Origin of the sequence: Streptomyces chattanoogensis, from assembly GCF_001294335.1 — a bacterium.
Lineage (GTDB): Bacteria > Actinomycetota > Actinomycetes > Streptomycetales > Streptomycetaceae > Streptomyces > Streptomyces chattanoogensis.
This window is the reverse complement of record NZ_LGKG01000190.1, coordinates 1-16,797: the sequence shown is the minus strand read 5'-3', so window position 1 is coordinate 16,797 and position 16,797 is coordinate 1. Positions and strand designations below refer to the sequence as shown.

General features: G+C 73.9%; 15 protein-coding genes and 1 pseudogene. 9 read left to right on the top strand and 7 right to left on the bottom strand.

Annotation, left to right across the window (positions count from 1 at the left end):
* Window positions 1-31: 31 nt before the first annotated feature.
* Entirely contained in the window at window positions 32-865 is an 834-nt protein-coding gene (locus tag ADL29_RS36015) for an undecaprenyl-diphosphate phosphatase (RefSeq protein ID WP_053927725.1), read from the bottom strand.
* A gap of 154 nt (window positions 866-1,019) precedes the next feature.
* On the bottom strand, window positions 1,020-2,390 hold the full coding sequence (locus ADL29_RS36010; RefSeq protein WP_053927724.1) for an aldehyde dehydrogenase family protein: 1,371 nt from the start codon (window positions 2,388-2,390) through the stop codon (window positions 1,020-1,022).
* A 486-nt stretch (window positions 2,391-2,876) separates the two neighbouring features.
* On the opposite strand from ADL29_RS36010, the gene ADL29_RS36005 reads away from it, so the two are divergent.
* Entirely contained in the window at window positions 2,877-3,440 is a 564-nt protein-coding gene (locus tag ADL29_RS36005; RefSeq protein WP_053927723.1) for a hypothetical protein, read from the top strand.
* Between the two features lie 31 nt (window positions 3,441-3,471).
* On the opposite strand, the gene ADL29_RS36000 is transcribed toward ADL29_RS36005, so the two are convergent.
* The 3 genes from ADL29_RS36000 to ADL29_RS35990 form a co-directional block, all read right to left on the bottom strand.
* Window positions 3,472-3,981, bottom strand: coding sequence for an NUDIX hydrolase (locus tag ADL29_RS36000; protein ID WP_053927722.1), 510 nt, complete (start codon window positions 3,979-3,981; stop codon window positions 3,472-3,474).
* A 71-nt stretch (window positions 3,982-4,052) separates the two neighbouring features.
* On the bottom strand, window positions 4,053-4,670 hold the full coding sequence (locus ADL29_RS35995; protein WP_053927721.1) for a hypothetical protein: 618 nt from the start codon (window positions 4,668-4,670) through the stop codon (window positions 4,053-4,055).
* A gap of 94 nt (window positions 4,671-4,764) precedes the next feature.
* Window positions 4,765-5,568: a glutamate racemase gene (locus ADL29_RS35990; protein ID WP_053927720.1), complete on the bottom strand. Its 804-nt coding sequence runs from the start codon at window positions 5,566-5,568 to the stop codon at window positions 4,765-4,767.
* Window positions 5,569-5,699: 131 nt separating this feature from the next.
* On the opposite strand from ADL29_RS35990, the gene ADL29_RS35985 reads away from it, so the two are divergent.
* Complete coding sequence (locus ADL29_RS35985; RefSeq protein ID WP_053927719.1) at window positions 5,700-6,848, top strand: glycosyltransferase; 1,149 nt, start codon at window positions 5,700-5,702, stop codon at window positions 6,846-6,848.
* A 12-nt stretch (window positions 6,849-6,860) separates the two neighbouring features.
* Here ADL29_RS35985 and ADL29_RS35980 read toward each other — a convergent pair.
* A pseudogene (locus tag ADL29_RS35980) lies at window positions 6,861-7,902 on the bottom strand (TerD family protein).
* A gap of 255 nt (window positions 7,903-8,157) precedes the next feature.
* Between ADL29_RS35980 and ADL29_RS35975 the strand changes: the two are divergent.
* From ADL29_RS35975 to ADL29_RS35945, 7 genes are all read left to right on the top strand, one after another.
* Window positions 8,158-8,637: a DUF6643 family protein gene (locus ADL29_RS35975; RefSeq protein ID WP_053927718.1), complete on the top strand. Its 480-nt coding sequence runs from the start codon at window positions 8,158-8,160 to the stop codon at window positions 8,635-8,637.
* A gap of 120 nt (window positions 8,638-8,757) precedes the next feature.
* Entirely contained in the window at window positions 8,758-9,582 is an 825-nt protein-coding gene (locus ADL29_RS35970) for an MOSC domain-containing protein (RefSeq protein WP_053927717.1), read from the top strand.
* Between the two features lie 65 nt (window positions 9,583-9,647).
* The gene (locus tag ADL29_RS45805) at window positions 9,648-10,073 is read left to right on the top strand and encodes an MEDS domain-containing protein (RefSeq protein ID WP_053927716.1); all 426 of its coding nucleotides are present in this window, start codon (window positions 9,648-9,650) and stop codon (window positions 10,071-10,073) included.
* Entirely contained in the window at window positions 10,067-10,327 is a 261-nt protein-coding gene (locus ADL29_RS45800) for a hypothetical protein (protein WP_053927715.1), read from the top strand. The genes ADL29_RS45805 and ADL29_RS45800 overlap by 7 nt, the downstream gene beginning before the upstream one ends.
* A complete protein-coding gene (locus tag ADL29_RS35955) occupies window positions 10,324-10,803 on the top strand; it encodes an ATP-binding protein (RefSeq protein ID WP_078971548.1) in 480 nt (159 codons plus the stop codon). Before ADL29_RS45800 ends, ADL29_RS35955 begins: the two co-directional genes overlap by 4 nt.
* Window positions 10,804-10,916: 113 nt before the next feature.
* Window positions 10,917-11,519, top strand: a complete 603-nt coding sequence (locus ADL29_RS35950; protein ID WP_053927714.1) for an Rv1733c family protein — start codon at window positions 10,917-10,919, stop codon at window positions 11,517-11,519.
* Window positions 11,520-11,700: 181 nt separating this feature from the next.
* Complete coding sequence (locus ADL29_RS35945) at window positions 11,701-14,139, top strand: right-handed parallel beta-helix repeat-containing protein (protein ID WP_053927713.1); 2,439 nt, start codon at window positions 11,701-11,703, stop codon at window positions 14,137-14,139.
* Here the strand turns inward: ADL29_RS35945 and ADL29_RS35940 are convergent.
* On the bottom strand, window positions 14,109-16,523 hold the full coding sequence (locus ADL29_RS35940) for a hypothetical protein (protein WP_211274456.1): 2,415 nt from the start codon (window positions 16,521-16,523) through the stop codon (window positions 14,109-14,111). The two genes, ADL29_RS35945 and ADL29_RS35940, sit on opposite strands and share 31 nt — an antisense overlap.
* Window positions 16,524-16,797: the final 274 nt, after the last annotated feature.

The window sequence follows — 16,797 nt, the reverse complement described above, 5'->3', positions numbered from 1 at the left end:
GTACACGGCAGCCCCTGGGACGGCAGGGGCGTCAGCCCACCACACCCATGCTCAGCAGCCCGAACAGGAACACGCCGATGATGATCCGGTAGATGACGAAGGAGTTGAAGGAGTGCTTGGCCACGAACTTCAGCAGCCAGGCGATCGAGGCGTAGGCGACGCCGAAGGAGACGACCGTGCCGACGGCCAGCGGGGCGATGGCGGCGCCCGAGCCGACGGCGTCCTTCAGCTCGTAGATGCCCGCTCCCGTGAGGGCGGGGATGCCGAGGAAGAAGGACAGGCGGGTGGCCGCGACCCGCTCCAGGTCGAGGATGAGGGCGGTGGACATGGTCGCACCGGAGCGGGAGAAGCCGGGGAAGAGCAGGGCGAGGATCTGGGAGCAGCCGACCCACATGGCGTCCTTGAGGGAGGTGTCGTCCTCACCGCGCTTGTGGCGCCCCATCTGGTCCGCCGCCCACATCACGCCACTGCCGATGATCAGCGATCCGGCCACCACCCAGAGTGAGGCGAGCGGCCCCTCGATCAGGGGCTTGGCGGCCAGACCCACGACGACGATCGGGATGGTGGCGTAGATGACCCACCAGGCGAACTTGTAGTCGTGGTGGTAGCGCTCCTCGCGGTTGCGCAGACCCCGGAACCACGCGCCCACGATGCGCACGATGTCCTTGCCGAAGTAGACCAGCGCCGCGGCGATCGCGCCGACCTGGATGACGGCCGAGAAGCCCACGACGGACTTGTCGTCCACGGGGATCCCCATCAGGCCCTCGGTGATCTTGAGATGGCCGGTGGAGGAGACGGGGAGGAATTCCGTCACCCCCTCGACGGCACCGAGGACGATGGCCTGGCCGATATTGATCGCGCTCATGGAGTCCACTTCTGGGGAGGTCGGGGGCGGCTTCGGCGGGCACGCCGGGCGGGCCGATGATACGTGCGGCGATGCTACCGGGCGGCGAAGGTCTACAACACTGTAGACGAACCCACGGGACCTCCGGCCCGCGCCCCGGACGGATCCCAGGCGCTCACCCGGGCTGCAGGGCCTGCACTGCCTGCCGGGGCGGCAGCCCCGAGCGGGGTGCGGCGTTGAGGGTGAGGTGCTCGGCGGGCAGCCCGGCGAACTGCGGCCGGAGCTGGGAGAAGCGGGTACGGGTGAACAACCCCAGGTGGCGGTTGGCGTGCCGGGCCAGGTCCAGGACCTCGGACCAGGCCGTATAGCGGACCAGCAGCGCCAGCGGGGCACGCGGTACCGCGGGGACGGGCGCACCGTCCCACCGGGACGCGGTCAGGACCATGGGGTGCCAGAGCGCGTCCGGCCGGGGTGCGAACCGCTGCGGGTGGCCGAGCAGCGGACGGGCCCCGGCGGCGCGGGCGGCCTGCGCCCAGGCGGCGCCGCGCTCCGCGTTCACGACGGGGAGGGCGGTGCGGCTGGCCGGATGGGCGGCGAAGTGGAGTGCGGCCCGGGTGAAGGCGCGCTCGAAGGGCGACCAGGTGGTCTGGTGCACGGCGATGAGCGAGGTGGCCGCACAGGGCCGGCCCGCCCGTCCGAAGCAGGAGGGTACGGCCGCGCGGACCGCCGCCGGGACGGAGGCGTCGTGCCGTACGACCAGCAGGCCCGGACGCGCCAGGGTCTCGTCCTCCGGACGGGGCGTGGCCGGGCAGCACTGCGGGGCGCGCGCATCGGTGTGCTCGGCGAGCAGGGCGTGCAGGACCCACGTGGCGCTCCGGCTCTGCGGCAGCACGAACTGCCAGAGACCGTCCGGGAGTCCGGCGGCACGGGCGTGCTGCGCCATCCGCAGCGCAGCCACCGCCGTACGGGCGCTCAGCCGGGTGATGACCGCACTGCCGCACAGCAGGGCGGGCAGGGCCCCCTCCAGGAGGGACATCAGGGGCCGGGCGTCGTCCGTGCAGGACGTCACGACGGCGTGCCCCGGGGAGAAGCGTGCGCCGATGCGGCCGCTCAGATGGGGCCGGGGCAGCCGGTACCGGCGGAGGTGCGCGCGGGCGGCGGCTTCGCAGGCCGGGAAGTAGCGGTCGGCGGCGTGGAGCTCCGTGAGGGTGTCCATGGGGCCGAGGCCGCAGCCGTGCACCAGGGCGGGGTACAGCAGGGCCCGCTCCTCCCGGAACCGGGCCCGCAGCTCCCGGAACACCCCGATCCTCCTCGACAACGGGACGGTGTGCCACGGCTGTTGGGCCTCGCGCGCCCGCCCCACGGCCCGGTGGACGTCGGCGGGCACGGACGCCGGGATGGCGGCGAGCCGCCGCCCGGTGAAGGCGCTGGCCACCAGGGCGCAGCCGTCGTTTCCCGAGGCGACCAGGCCGAGCGCCGCCGGGTCGGGGAGATCCGCACACAGCTGCGCGGGAAGAGGGGCCGAGGGGGTTGAGGAGGAGGTCATGCTGCCTGTTCTGGTCATTTTCCGGACGGGGCCGTTGGCGGCGAGGAGGTTCACAGATGCCGTCGGTGTGTTAAGGGTGCCCGGCCCCTGGGGATCACAGCCCGGGGCACGAATTCACCCGCCCGGCCGCCGACCGGACAGGTGAGGTCCCGTCATCCCTGGTCATGGGCCTGCACCGGGCGTCCGGAGCGGGAGCGCCGCGCGGGGATGCCGTCGGGAGGGCGGACGCCGGGTCCGCCGGGGCGCCGGGGCGCGGGCGGTGGCCCGTCACCCGACCGGCCGCCCCGGATCGCCGTGCCCCCGCAGGGCTCCTAGCGTCATTCGACACGGCGTGTCGCCGCCTGCACACCGCCGCCGTACAGGAGTCGACGATCAGGCAGTCCGGCCAGCGAAGTCCGGCCGGCGGAGCCCGGTCAGAGAAGTCCGGTTCGCAGAAGTCCGGTCAGAGAGGGCCGATCTCGGGAGTCCGATCAAGGGAGTCCGATCATGCGTAGGCTCATCGCCGTGCCGACCGTGCTGCTCGCCCTCGCCGCCGCGGGATGCGGGAGCGGTGACGAGAGGGAAGAGCGGCCGACGGGCGGCGCCGCGCCGAGCGGCAGCAGCGGCGAGGGCACGGGCCCCGAGGCCGACCCCCCGTCGTCCGCCCCGACCGCCAACGTCCCGGGGCAGCCGGTGAGCTGCGGCGAGATCCCCGATGCGCTGGGCAAGGAAGGCGACGTCGCGCTGTTCGCGGACCCGGGCGCCCAGGGAACGGTGGGCTGCGAGGAGGCCCACGACGTGATGTCGGAGTTCTTCCTGCGCGCGCCGCAGGAAGAGGGCGAGCGGCCGGGGTCGCTGGCCGTACGCGGCTGGTTCTGCCGGTACGAGAGCGGGCCGACCGGCACCTGGATCAGCACCTGCAGCAAGGACGAGCTGGAGATGCACACGGAGGAGCCGGCCGGTCAGGACACCGCCCCCGATGAGCCGGGCGGCCCGGACGAGTCCCAGCTGCCGAGCCTCCCGGACGAGCCGGGCAATCCGATGGACGAGCCGTCCACGGAGGAGCTCTAGGACAGGCCCTGGGCCGCGTGGAGCAGCCCGGTCATGCCTCCTGGGGCCTGTCCGGCACCGGCAGCTCCTCCCCCATCCCCTGGAACCACGTCGGCGCGGACTCCATCGCGCGCTTGATGCGGATCAGGGCGTAGTCCTCGAGCGCCGGCAGGGCGTCCACGGCGAACCAGCCCACCTCCAGCGACTCGTCGTCGTTGACCTTCGCCTCGCCGCCGATCGCGCGGCAGCGCAGCGTGACGTCCATGAACTGGCACACATCACCGTTCGGGTACTGCACCGGCGGCCCGGACTCCACCAGGACGACGCGCTCGGGGACGACCCGTACCGCCGTCTCCTCGTAGACCTCGCGGACCGCGGTCTCGGCCGGCTGCTCGCCGGGCTCGGGGATGCCGCCGATCACCGTCCAGTGGCCGGTGTCCGCCCGCTTCCCCAGGAGGACCCGGCCGTCCTCGTCGAAGACGACCGCGGTGACACCGGGCAGCCAGAGGAGCTGGGTCCCGATGGAGGTGCGGAGGTCGCGGATGAAGTCGGGGGTTGCCATGTCTCGACCCTACGGGACGGGGGCGCGGCACCGGAGGCGCGGGCGCGCCAGGAACCGGGTGAACCGCCTGCTCAGGCGCCTGCCGGGGTGCCGTTGTGCAGCCCCAGGCGGCCGCGGATGCAGCGGACGGCGGACTCGGCGTCGTCGACGGTGACGGTGAAGGTGCGGCCGTCGCCGAGCCGTAGGACCAGACCCTCGCCGCGGCGTACGACGACGGCGGTGCCCTGTTCGGGGCGCCAGCGGTAGCCCCAGCCGCCCCAGTGGCGGGGTGTGACCCGGGGCGCGAATTCGGCGCCGACCACCAGGCTGAGGGGGATCCGGCGGCGCGGCACTCCTATGTGGCCGCACCGCACTTCCAGGTAGTCCGCGTCGACCCGTACCGCGACATGGACGAAGGCGAGCGTGCCGAACAGCACGAGCAGGCCGGCCGCGACACAGCCGACCACCGACATCACCAGGGGCGCCAGGCCCGAGTCCCAGGAGCTCTCGACGGCCAGCTCGATGCCCAGGGCCAGACAGCCGGCGCCCACGGCTGCCAGGAGCCACTGGACGCGGTTGGTGGCGCTGCCCTGCCAGACCTCGGGGATTTCCGCATGGGCACCGCTCGGGGGGCGGGCGCCGCTGTCGGCGCCGTCGCTCGCGGCGTCGTTGCCGGGGGCTGCTGCCCCCTCGTGGGGGTGGTCCCTCATGGGACGCAGCGTACGCGCCTTTGCACACTGCGGCAGGGCGCCGGACGCGCCGGTCCTCCCCGGGACTGCGGGGCGGCCGACGTCATGGCCGACGTCAGCGGCGCGCGGCCATCGCGGCTCCGTCGGCGCTCTCGGCGAGCAGCCGGCCCTCCGCGTACGCGAGGGCCGCGGCCGGGAGCGGGCCGGGGCGGCCGCTGAGGATCACCCGGAGGCCGCCGGTCGGGGCGGCCGCGGGCGCGGGTTCGGCGCCGATGCGGCGCAGCGCCTGGGCGGCGACGGCCTCGGCGGAGCCGTACAGGGCGAGGGCGGGGGCACCGGGCTGCTGGAGGGCGGCGCAGATGCGTTCGGCGACCAGCTCGTAGTGGGTGCAGCCCAGGACGACCGCGCGGATGTCGCGGGGGGTCAGGCGCGCGGCGGCCTCGATCGCGGCGTCGATCGCGGCGTCGTCCGCCTCCTGGACGGCGTCGGCCAGGCCGGGGCAGGGCACTCCGGTGACGGCCACGCCCTGGGCGAAGCGTTCGATGAGGTCGCGCTGGTAGGGGCTGCCGGTGGTGGCGGGGGTGGCCCAGATGGCGACCGGGCCGCCGCCGGCCGCGGCGGGCTTGACGGCCGGGACGGTGCCGATGACCGGGACGGCGGGTTCGAGCTCGGCGCGGAGGGCCGGGAGGGCGTGCACCGATGCCGTGTTGCAGGCGACGATCAGGGCGTCCGGGGCGTGCGCGGCGGCTGCGCGGGCGACCTCGAGCGCATGCGCGGTGACGTCGTCGGGGGTGCGCGGGCCCCAGGGCAGGCCGTCGGGGTCCGAGGAGAGGACGAGGTCTGCGTCCGGCCGCAGTCGGCGCACGGCGGCGGCCGTGGGGAGCAGCCCGTTACCGGAGTCCATGAGCGCGATCTTCACCCGGACACTTTACCGGGCCGGGTGCCCGACTTGTCATACCGGCCCGCGAGATACGGGCCACGCGGGCGGCCGGGCCGCGCGGGGTCCGGCCGGGCGGCTCGGTGGTGCGGCAGACTGCGGCCGTGGGAGCGATGGAGTGGATCGGCGCCGGGTCGCTGCTGGCCTGGGTCTGGCTGGTGCTGGGGCAGGGCTTCTTCTGGCGGACGGACGTCCGGCTGCCGGAGCGGCGGGATCCGGAACGCTGGCCGTCGGTGGCGGTGGTGGTCCCGGCGCGGGACGAGGCCGCGGTGCTGCCGGAGAGCCTGCCGTCGCTGCTCGCGCAGAAGTACCCGGGGCGCGCCGAGGTGTTTCTGGTCGACGACGGCAGTACGGACGGCACCGGGGCGCTGGCCCGGGAACTGGCCGCCGGGCGGGGCGGGCTGCCGCTGACCGTGTCCGTGCCCGGTGAGCCCGAGGCGGGCTGGACGGGCAAGCTCTGGGCCGTACGGCACGGTATGGCGCTGGCGCGGGAGCGCGTCGGCCCGGAGTACTTCCTCCTCACCGATGCGGATATCGCGCATGCGCCGGAGAGTCTGCGGGAGTTGGTGGCGGCGGCCCGTTCGGCGGACCTGGACCTGGTGTCGCAGATGGCGCGGCTGCGGGTGGCGACGTTCTGGGAGCGGCTGATCGTCCCGGCCTTCGTGTACTTCTTCGGGCAGCTTTATCCGTTCCGATGGGTCAACCGGCCCAGGGCGCGGACCGCTGCGGCGGCCGGCGGGTGTGTGCTGCTGCGGGCCGGGGCCGCGGAGCGGGCGGGCGTCCCGGAGGCGATCCGGTCTGCGGTGATCGACGATGTGGCGCTGGCGCGGGCGGTGAAGCGCGGCGGCGGCCGGGTCTGGCTGGGGCTGGCGGACCGGGTGGACAGCGTGCGGCCGTATCCCCGGGCGGCGGAGCTGTGGCGGATGGTCTCGCGCAGCGCGTATGCGCAGCTGCGGCACCGGCCGCCGCTTCTGCTGGGCACGGTCATGGGTCTGGCGCTGGTGTATCTCGCGCCGCCGGTGGTGCTGGCGGCCGGCCTGGCCGGTGGCGATCCGGTGGCCGCGGGGCTGGGCGGGGCGGCCTGGGCGCTGATGTGCGGGACGTATCTGCCGATGCTGCGCTACTACCGCCGGCCGCCGTGGACCGCGCCGCTGCTGCCCTTCACCGCGCTGCTCTACCTCCTGATGACGGTGGACTCGGCGGTGCAGCACTACCGGGGGCGCGGGGCGGCCTGGAAGGGGCGGACTTACGGGGCTCCGTGAGCCGCTCCCGGGTCACTTCCTGGCCGGGGACCAGTCCAGGCCCCACCCGTAGGCCTGGTCGACGGTGCGCTGCGGGCTGACGCCGGGGGCCGGGACGAGGTAGCGGGCCTCGCGCTGGACGACGAGCTCGCTGCCGGTGTGGGTGATCAGGGCCAGCGCGCAGACGGTGGAGGGCACCCGGCATTCGTCGAGCGTGAAGTCGACGGGGGCGCCGTGCTGCGGCTGGAGGGTGACGGTGGCGTGCAGGCCCTCGAAGCTGCGGGCGCCGGCGTAGACGGTGACGAAGATCAGGATGCGCTTGATGCGGTCCTGGTGGTCGAGGTTGACGGTCAGGTTCTCGCCGGCCGCGACGGCGCCGGTGCGGTCGTCGCCGTCGAGCTGGATGTAGGGCGGGGCGTGCAGGGCGCCGAAATTGCCGCCGAGGGGGTGCACCACGCCGGCCGAGCCGTCGGTGAGTTCGTACAGGGCGCACAGGTCGAGGTCGGAATTGACGCCACCGGTTGACCGGCGGGGCCGGGGCCGGGTGCGGTTCCTCGTCCACGCTGATGCCGAAGTCGGTGGCCAGGCCCGCGAGGCCGGTGTCGTAACCCTGCCCCACCGCGCGGAACTTCCACGCGCCCTGGCGGCGGTAGAGCTCGCCCAGCACGAAGGCGGTCTCGGTCGTGGCGTCCTGGCTGTCGAAGCGGGCGAGCTGGGCGCCGCTCGCCGCGTCCAGCACCCGGATGTGCAGCCCGGGGACCCGGCCGAAGGCGCCGCCGTCCGCGGAGGCGGCCAGCACCAGTGTGTCGACGGCCTCCTCGACGGCGCCGAGGTCGACCCGCAGGACGTCGGACATCCCACCGCCGGCCGGCCGCTTGCCCTCGTGGCGTACGGCGCCGGAGGCATGCGCGGGCTGGTTGTAGAAGACGAAGTCCGCGTCGTCGCGGACCCGTCCGGAGACCAGCAGCAGCGCGGAGGCGTCCACGTCCGGGGTGCCCGGGGGCGTCTGCCAGCCCAGCTCCACCCGGACCGCCGGGGCCGGGACCGGAACATTGCTGCCCTTGAGCATCGACATCGCCGCGCCTTCCTCTCGTCCGCCGGCTTCCCCGCCCCCCGACGGCGGCGGCACATCCAACCTACTGGGCCCGGACCTCCCCGAACGTCCCCCGTTCACGGGCCGGAAGCGAGGTCTTTACACGATTCCTACGGTCGATCGCGACCGATTTCCACAAGTTCGCTCGCATTGCGGACCGACGACCACTCAGAACACGTAAAACAACCCTCTTTCCAGGCTCCCCAATCGGCACATCGTGGGCTTAACTTATGAGGCATGACCTCCCCCCGCTCTACCTACGGCGGCGGCTACTACGCCTCGTCCTCCTTCCCGGACACCCCGATCTACGACAGCCTCGTGGCCGAACGCGGCACGCCGCAGATCGCCCCGATCCAGGTGAACCCCTCCCCTTACGACACGGGTTCGTCCTATTTGCCGGCACTCTCCTCGCGGCTGCCGGCGCTTCCGGCCGCGCCGTCCGCCCCTTCGCCGGCGCCGGGCTACCCGGGTGCCGCCGCCCAGCCGGTGGCCCCGCTCCAGCACGCCCCGGCGCCCTACATCCCGCAGCAGGCGGGCGCCCGTGGCGGATATCAGCCGCCGTACCCTCAGCAGCCCCAGCGGCCGTCTCCGGGCATGGGGACGGGGTACGAGGCGATGCGGCCGGCGGCTCCGGTCGCCCCGCGCCCGGCGCCGCCGCGCCCGGCAGCTCCGTACGACGACCCGTACGGCGGCCGTCAGTATCCCCGCGGGTACTGACGGCGCGCCCGGGGAGTCGAGGGCGGAGAGCTGCCGTTCGCAGAGCTGCCGAAGGAGTACTGAAGGGGCGCTGACCTGGCCACTCCGCCGATTGTCGGAGGCGGCTGGCACGATGGATCCATGACAGAGCCTGCGCTTCGAGCGATCCATCTGTACCCGGTCAAGTCCGTTGCGGGGTCCGGTCCCGGCGAGGCGGTCGTGGAGCCGTGGGGGCTCGCCGGGGACCGGCGCTGGATGGTGGTGGACGCCGGTCGCAAGCTGCTGACGCAACGCCCCCTGCCGAGGATGGCGTTGGCGCATGCCGAGGAGCTGGCGACCGGCGCGCTCAGGCTGACCGCGCCCGGGATGCCGCCGCTGACGGTCGAGGTGCCCGAGCCCGGTGAGACGATCCCGGTCGAGCATTTCCGGGACAAGATCGAAGCGGTGTCCGCGGGCGCGGCCGCGGCCGCGTGGTTCAGCGAATTTCTGGGCGTCCAGGCCGAATTGGTACATCTCGACGCCCCGGAGATGCGCCGCCCCGTCGACCCGGAGTACTCCGAGCCCGGCGACACGGTGACCTTCGCCGACGGCTACCCCCTGCTGCTGACGGCCACCGCCTCGCTGGCCGCCCTCAACTCCCTCATCGCGCAGGGCGGCCACGCCGACGAGGGCCCCCTGCCCATGAGCCGTTTCCGGCCCAATGTGGTCGTGGACGGCACCGCGCCGTGGGCGGAGGACGGCTGGCGCCGGGTGCGGATCGGCGAGGTGGTCTTCCAGGTGGCCAAACCCAGCGCACGCTGCGTGGTCACCACCACCGACCAGCAGACCGCCGAGCGCGGACGGGAGCCGCTGCGCACGCTCGGCCGGCACCGCCGCTTCGCCGGCGGGCTGATCTTCGGCCAGAATCTGATCCCTCGCGGGGCCGGCACGATCCGTATCGGCGACCCGTTCGAGATACTCGACTGACGGCCCGGCGCGGTCGCGCGGCGGGCGGGCGAGGTCACGGGCGGGGGGGAGACCGAGAGCTGCCGATGCCTGCGAGGGACACCACAAGCGGCCGCTTCCTGCCCGTCCGGCGTCTGCGGCCCGGGGACCACGCCTGTGTCGGCTACGGCGATGACGAGGTCCGCCGGGATGCCGTCACGGCCTTCGTGCGCCCGGGGCCGGCCCGAGGCGAGAGGGTCATGCTCCTGCCCTGCCCGGCCGTGCCCGAGGAGGATGTGCCGGCCAGGATCGACTTCCCGGGCCCCGGCACCGCTCCGGCGTGCGAGCGCGGCCAGTTGGTGCTCAGCGGTCTACGGGCGGTGCTCCGGCCGGACGCGGAGCTCTCCGCCGCACGGCAGCCGGGCCGGCCGCGCACGGAGACCGGCCGGGCGACGGCCGGGGGGATGCGGGTCTGCGGGCCTTCATCGGCAGGGGCCGGGCGGCCGCGCTCGGCACGGACCTCGCCGTGGTGACGCACCGCGAGACACATGCGGCGGCGCTCTTCGGCGGGCGTCAGCACACCGATACCTGCGCCGACGACCGCCGCCGCTTCGACCGCGCGCCGGCCGCCGCCACGGACACGGCGAACCAGGCCGCGTTCTCGAGGCCGCCGGAAACCGCACCGGCCCGTACGGCACCGGCCGGGGGGCCGACCGCCGGTCTGCGGCGGCGGCTCGCCGCCGCCGAGGTGCCGCGTCCGGCGGTGCGGGAGGCGACGAGCCCGTGACGAGCGGAGAAACGGCCGCTTCCGGAGAACCGGCCCCTTCCGGGGAGGCGGATGACACCGGCCGGCCGCTGCTGCAGCGCCGCTTCACCGCCCGACTGCTGCCCCGACTGCGGCTCCTGGTGGAGGAGTGCGCGGCCCGCGAGGGGCTGTGCGAGCCGCGGCGCGGTGAGTTCGTCCTGGCCGTGGACGAGATCGCGGGGAACGCCGTGGAGCATGCGGGCGGTTCGGGGCGGCTGGTGCTGCTGCGGGTGGGCGACGAGCTGGAGTGCCGGATCAGCGACGCCGGGCCCGGGTTCAGCGAGGCGGTGATACCCGAGCTGCTGCCGGGGCTCGACGGGGCGCCGAAGGGGCGGGGGCTGTGGCTGGCGCGGCTGGTGGCGGACCGGTTCGCGGTGGCCGCCGGAACTGCCGCGGCGGGGGCGGCAGATGCGGACAATGCGGGCGCCACGGTCACGGTGGCCGTACGGCTGCGCTGACCATCCGCCGGAAATCTCCCCGGATCCGCGCGTGACGTAGCTCTCTCTTCGTATAACTCTGGCATGGGCGGGGCCCGATGAGGTATTCACGGACACGGAGAGGGGGAGCGACGATGCGAGCGATCAGAGGCGTCTGGCACTGGCGGCACAATCCGCTGCGGCGTCCCACCGATCGGCTCGAGGCCTGGGTGTCGCTGGCCGCCGCTCTCCTGATCGCCGTCGGCGCCACGACGGCCGGCCGGCTCACCGGGCAGGCCGCCGACGATGCGCTCCTGGAAACCGTCCGCCTCCAGCATCAGCAGCGGCATCTGGTGTGGGCCACGGTCGACCGGCTGGTCTCCCGGGCCCCCCTCGACCCCGATCCGGAGACCTCCTCGCAGCGCGACGCCCACCGCCGGGTCCTCGCCCGCTGGACGGCCTGGGACCACAGCGAGCACCTCGGGCAGATCGCCACCCCGCGCCCCGTGGATCCCGGCGACCGGCTGCGGATCTGGACCGACGACCGCGGCCGGGTGGTGCCGCGGCCGATGGACACGAGCACGGCGCGCACGCATGCGGTGCTGGCCGGTCTGGGCAGTGCGGCGGCCGTCGGGGGGCTGGTCGAGAGCGGCCGCAGACTGGTCGTCTGGCGGCTGATGGTGCGCCGTTTCCGCCGCTGGGACCAGGAGTGGGAGCGCGCGGGACAGGACTGGGGACGGGCCGGCGCGGGCGGCTGATCCGCACGGCCGCACAAGGCGGCGGGTGAGGTGGCTGACCATGTCAACTGCCGCTCGCCGGGCGCGCTACGGTGGTGCAGCCAGCCTCTCGGCTGGGGCCTCGCAGACCCGAATGCGGACATCCGCGGACGGACTCTGCCTTGCCGACTACAGCCGCACGAAGTGGGGGCACGACAGCGCCATGGCACAGGGCTCGGTCCAGGTGACGCACTCCGGAACGTCGCGTTGGCGGCGCCGTACAGGGGAGTACAGCACGCTCGCCGCCGCCCTGGAGGCCGCCGGGGACGGCGATGTGCTCACTGTCCCGGCCGGGACGTACCGGGAGAATCTGGTGCTGGAGCGCGCGGTGACGCTGCGCGGCCCCGACGGTGCGCGCGGTTCGGTGCGGATCGCCCCGACCGATGGCGTGGCGGTCACCATACGTGCCTCGGCCACCGTCCACGATCTGCATGTGGAGGCGACCGATTCGGCCTCCCCCGCGCTCCTGGTGGAGGACGGCGCCCCGGAGCTGACCGGGCTGCGGGTGGTGACCCGGTCCGCGGCGGGCATCGAGGTGCGCGGCGGCGCCCGGCCGACGGTCCGCCGGTGCACGGTCGACAACGCGGGCGGCGTGGGCATCAGCGTGCTGGACGGCGCCGGCGGGGTCTTCGAGGAGTGCGAGGTGGTGGCCGCCGGGCAGGCCGGGGTCGCGGTGCGCGGCGGGGCCCATCCGCGGCTGGAGAACTGCCGGATCCATCATGCCTCCGGTGCCGGGCTGGCGGTGAACGGCGAGGGCAGCGCCGTCGAGGCGGTCGGCTGCGAGCTGTACGAGATCAAGGGCGCCGGCATCCAGGTGGCCGCGCGGGCCACCGGCCATCTGACCGACTGCACGGTGCACCGCACCTCCGCCGACGGCGTGACCCTGGACACCGACGCGGTCCTCACGCTCGCCGACTGCGATATCCACGACATCCCCGAGAACGCCATCGACCTGCGTTCCCGGTCGGTGCTGACGCTGACCCGCAGCACGGTGCGGCACTTCGGCCGCAACGGCCTGTCCGTATGGGACCCGGGCACCCGGGTGGACGCCAACCAGTGCGAGATCCACGACAGTACGGGTGACTACCCGGCGGTGTGGGTCAGCGACGGGGCGACGGCCGTGCTGGACTCCACGCGGGTGCACGACGTGCCCGATGCCCTCTTCGTCCTGGACCGGGGCTCCCGTGCCGACGTCGTGGACAGCGATATCTCCCAGGTCCGCAACACCGCGGTGTCGGTGAGCGACGGAGCCACCGTCCAGCTGGACGACTGCCGGATCCGGGAGGCGGCGACCGGCGCCTGGTTCCGCGATCACGGCAGCGGCGGCACGCTCGCCAACTGCACCATCGAGGGCGTCCAGACCGGCGTGATCGTCACCAAGGGCGCGGACCCCACCATCGAGGGCTGCACGGTCGGTTCGCCGGCCGAGGCCGGGTTCTATGTTTCGGCGGAGGGCCGCGGCACCTTCAACGGCTGCCGGGTGACCGGGAGTTCGGGCTTCGGCTTCCATGTGATCGACGGCTGCCGTACGACGCTGACGCGGTGCCGTACGGAGCGGTGTGCGCGCGGCGGCTACGAGTTCGCCGAGGGGCTCGGGGACGGCAGCGGCGGCGGGCCGACCGTCGAGGACTGCACCAGCGACGAGAGCCGGGCCGCACAGAAGCCGGGCGCGGGTGCGGTGCCGGCGCCCGCGGTGCAGCAGGCGACACAGACCGCCGGGCTGCTGGGCAACGTACCGGCGCAGAGCCCGCCGGCGGCCGCCCCGGCAGTCGTCGGGACGGCCGCGAGCAGCCGCCCCTCCGACGAGGTGCTGGGCGAACTGGACACCCTCGTGGGGCTGGACAGCGTCAAGCGCGAGGTACGCAGCCTGATCAACATGATCGAGGTGGGGCGCCGGCGGCAGGAGGCGGGCCTGAAGGCCGCCTCCGTGCGGCGTCATCTGGTCTTCACCGGCTCCCCCGGCACCGGCAAGACGACTGTGGCCCGGCTGTACGGCGAAATCCTGCACTCCCTGGGGGTGCTGGAGCACGGCCATCTGGTCGAGGTGTCCCGTGTGGACCTGGTGGGCGAGCACATCGGCTCGACCGCGATCCGTACCCAGGAGGCCTTCGACCGGGCGCGCGGCGGGGTGCTGTTCATCGACGAGGCGTACGCCCTCTCCCCCGAGGACTCCGGGCGGGACTTCGGCAAGGAGGCCATCGACACCCTGGTGAAGCTGATGGAGGACCACCGGGACGCGGTGGTGGTGATCGTGGCGGGCTACACCGCCGAGATGCAGCGCTTCCTGGCCGTCAACCCCGGTGTGGCATCGCGTTTCTCACGGACCATCACCTTCGGTGACTACGCGCCGGAGGAACTGCTGAGGATCGTCGAGCAGCAGGGAGAGGAGCATGAGTACCGCCTCGCCGACGGCGCCGGCGAGGCGCTGCTCAAGTACTTCACGGCGCTGCCCAAGGGGCCTTCCTTCGGCAACGGCCGTACCGCCCGGCAGACGTTCGAGGCGATGGTCGAGCGGCACGCGGGCCGGGTCGCGCAGCTGGCCGAGCCGAGCACCGATGACCTCACGCTGCTCTACGCGGAGGATCTGCCGGAGCTGCCCTGAGGCGGCCGCGGCCGCTGGAGCGGCAGCCCCGGGCCGAGCCGGGCGACGAGTTCGGCCCGTACGGCGCCGAAGGCCGGGTCGGCCTGGTAGTCGCCGTGGCCCAGAATCTGGGCGGGCAGTGGGTTCTGCAGCGTACGGCCGAAGGCTAGGGGGTCGCGCAGCGGTCCCTGGTCGACGGAGCGGCCGTCGTCGGTGGGGAGCCGGATCGGTCCGCCGATGGGGTCGGTGAAGCGCCACAGGTTGCGCCAGTCGTCCATCTCGCGGTGCAGGCCGGCGAGGACGGCCGGGCCGAAGTACGCCGGGAACCAGCGTCCGTAGAGCCGCTCCAGCGGGCTGCCGTACGTCAGGAGCGCCACCCGGCTGCGGGTGACCAGGTCCAGCTGCCAGACGGCGGCCGCGGCCAGCACGCTTCCCTGGGAGTGGCCCGAGATCACCAGGCGGCCGTCGAAGCGCTCGGTCCAGGTGGCCATCCGCCAGGTGAGGTCGGGGACGGCGCGCTCGGCGTAACAGGGCGGCGCGAAGGGGTGCGCGGCGCGGGGCCAGAACGTGCCGACGTCCCAGAGGATGCCGATGGTGCGGCGGGCGGAGTGGTCGCGGTAGGCGCGGCGGCCCATGGTGAGCAGGAGTATGACGCCGGCGCTCATCAGCCAGGAGCCGAGGGATTCCGCGGTTTCGGCGGCGGCGTGGACAACGGGCGGTGCGCCTTCGGTGGCGCGGCCGGGCGCCAGGTCGGTCAGCCAGGCCCCGGCCACCGCGCCGGCGCCCAGGACGAGGGTGACGACGGCGACGGCCGCCACCAGGACGGGCGCGGCATCGGTCAGTCCGGCGCGGGCGATGGTGCCCGCGATCCGCTGCGTACGGCGGGCGTCGGGCCGCTCCCGGGGGTCGTAGAGGCCGGGAACGTTCTTGGCGACCTGGCGGCGGACGATCAGCACCCGGACGGCGGCGAGCACCGCCACGGCTGCGACCACGACGAGCAGGACCGGGATGACGGAGGCCTGCCAGGACAGCAGTACCGGCGGGCCGGGGACGGGGGCGTGTGCCTGGCCGGGGGTGGCACCGCCGTCCATCCAGTCGGCGAACCGCTGCGCCACTCCCCCGGACAGCACTCCGCCGACGGCGCAGGCCAGCAGGGCGACGGCGGGCCCGCCCATCCCGTTCAGGGCGCTGCGGGCCTCCCCCCGGGCGGCGCGCTGGAGGAACCAGGCGCACACCGCCAGGGCGAGCACCACCACGCTCTGGAAGACGGCGATGGCCCCGAAGGCTGCGGCGCCCGGCAGCGGGCCGTAGCTGTAGGCGCCGGGGCGCGCCCAGGCGGCGTGGACGGCGACGGTCGCCAGGAGTCCGAGGGAGGCGTAGGGCAGCGCCCGGACCACAAGACGGTCGGACTGGTCGTCGGGCGCGGCCTCACTGCGGGCGGTACGCCAGACGATCACCAGCGTGACGACGGCGAGCAGGACGACCAGCGCGGTGAGCACCTGCCCGCTGACACCGAGAAAGGCGTCTCCTCTTTTGCGGTCGAGCTTCGCGGTGGCGAAACGCAGGGCGGCGGCGATGGTGAGCACGCCCGCCGTGGCGTGCGCGGCGCGCAGCCGGGCGACGAGCCGCCGGCCGTACCAGAAGCCGTGCAGTCCGAGCACGGTGCGCTGGTGGGCGGGGGTGTCGCGGGAGGTGCCGGGGTCGCGCGGCGGCGGGGAGGCGGATTCGTACGCGCTCCAGGTGCGGTGCGAGAGCCACCACAGGAAGCCGATGACGAGCAGCGGCAGCACGGAGGCGAGGGCGAGCCGGCGGCCGGGGGCGCTCCACCAGCCGGAGTTGGCCGGGCTCAGGAAACCCAGCCAGGACTTGCCGTCGGCGCAGACGGCGGTGCCGGCGCACTGCCAGGCGGTGAGGTCGAGCGCGACCTCGCAGGCCGCGGCGGCCAGCAGGACGGTCAGGGTGAGCGCCAGGATGCGTACGAGGACGTCGTAGATCCGCTGCGCCTTGTGCTCAGGTGGGGCCGCGGGGCGCATCCAGTGGGCGAGGTTGGCCACCATGAACGGGACCAGGATCAGCCAGAGGGCGCGGGCGCTGTTGCCGGAGGTGAGATTGGACCAGCAGTACGCCTCCCGCACCGGCTCGCCCCGATAGGCGTCGGGGCGGGCTTCGGCGTCCGCGTCCTCGGTGCGGCGGTAGCAGGCGGCGGTGTCGTCGCCGGTGATGCGCCGGACGCGCGGGTCGCCGAGCATCTCCTCGGGCGTGGTGCCGCCGACGCCGTGCACCAGCAGTTCCAGGGCGAGTTGCGGTTCGCCGGGCGGCAGCACACCGAGAGGTGGACCGACTTCCTTGGTTTCCTTGGCATTTGTGCGGGTGGGCGGTGTCGTGTCCGGGTCCGCGGTCTCCACTGATGTTCCCCCGTTGTCAGATGGTGCCGTGTCGTGCGATGCCTTCAGGATTCTCCTTTTCCGGCGGGAGCGCATCTATCGACGCCGGGCTGTGGATAAGTGGTGACGACCGGGCGGTGGACGGTGGTTGTCCGGACGCGGCCGGGGGTTGTCGGGGAGGGTGCGGGTGGGGCGGATAGATGCGGGAGGGGAGGTTGGGGAAGGTGGGATGGGCGGGATGAGTAGGACGCGTTGGATGAGTGGGGTGGGTTGGGGCTGGGGGACGGGTTGGGGC

Bases quoted from the DNA above. Each gene is read 5' to 3' on its own strand.
- ADL29_RS36015 (WP_053927725.1), bottom strand. From the start codon at position 865: ATGAGCGCGATCAATATCGGCCAGGCCATCGTCCTCGGTGCCGTCGAG.
- ADL29_RS36010 (WP_053927724.1), bottom strand. From the start codon at position 2,390: ATGACCTCCTCCTCAACCCCCTCGGCCCCTCTTCCCGCGCAGCTGTGT.
- ADL29_RS36005 (WP_053927723.1), top strand. From the start codon at position 2,877: ATGCGTAGGCTCATCGCCGTGCCGACCGTGCTGCTCGCCCTCGCCGCC.
- ADL29_RS36000 (WP_053927722.1), bottom strand. From the start codon at position 3,981: ATGGCAACCCCCGACTTCATCCGCGACCTCCGCACCTCCATCGGGACC.
- ADL29_RS35995 (WP_053927721.1), bottom strand. From the start codon at position 4,670: ATGAGGGACCACCCCCACGAGGGGGCAGCAGCCCCCGGCAACGACGCC.
- ADL29_RS35985 (WP_053927719.1), top strand. From the start codon at position 5,700: ATGGAGTGGATCGGCGCCGGGTCGCTGCTGGCCTGGGTCTGGCTGGTG.
- ADL29_RS35975 (WP_053927718.1), top strand. From the start codon at position 8,158: ATGACCTCCCCCCGCTCTACCTACGGCGGCGGCTACTACGCCTCGTCC.
- ADL29_RS35970 (WP_053927717.1), top strand. From the start codon at position 8,758: ATGACAGAGCCTGCGCTTCGAGCGATCCATCTGTACCCGGTCAAGTCC.
- ADL29_RS45805 (WP_053927716.1), top strand. From the start codon at position 9,648: ATGCCTGCGAGGGACACCACAAGCGGCCGCTTCCTGCCCGTCCGGCGT.
- ADL29_RS35950 (WP_053927714.1), top strand. From the start codon at position 10,917: ATGCGAGCGATCAGAGGCGTCTGGCACTGGCGGCACAATCCGCTGCGG.
- ADL29_RS35945 (WP_053927713.1), top strand. From the start codon at position 11,701: ATGGCACAGGGCTCGGTCCAGGTGACGCACTCCGGAACGTCGCGTTGG.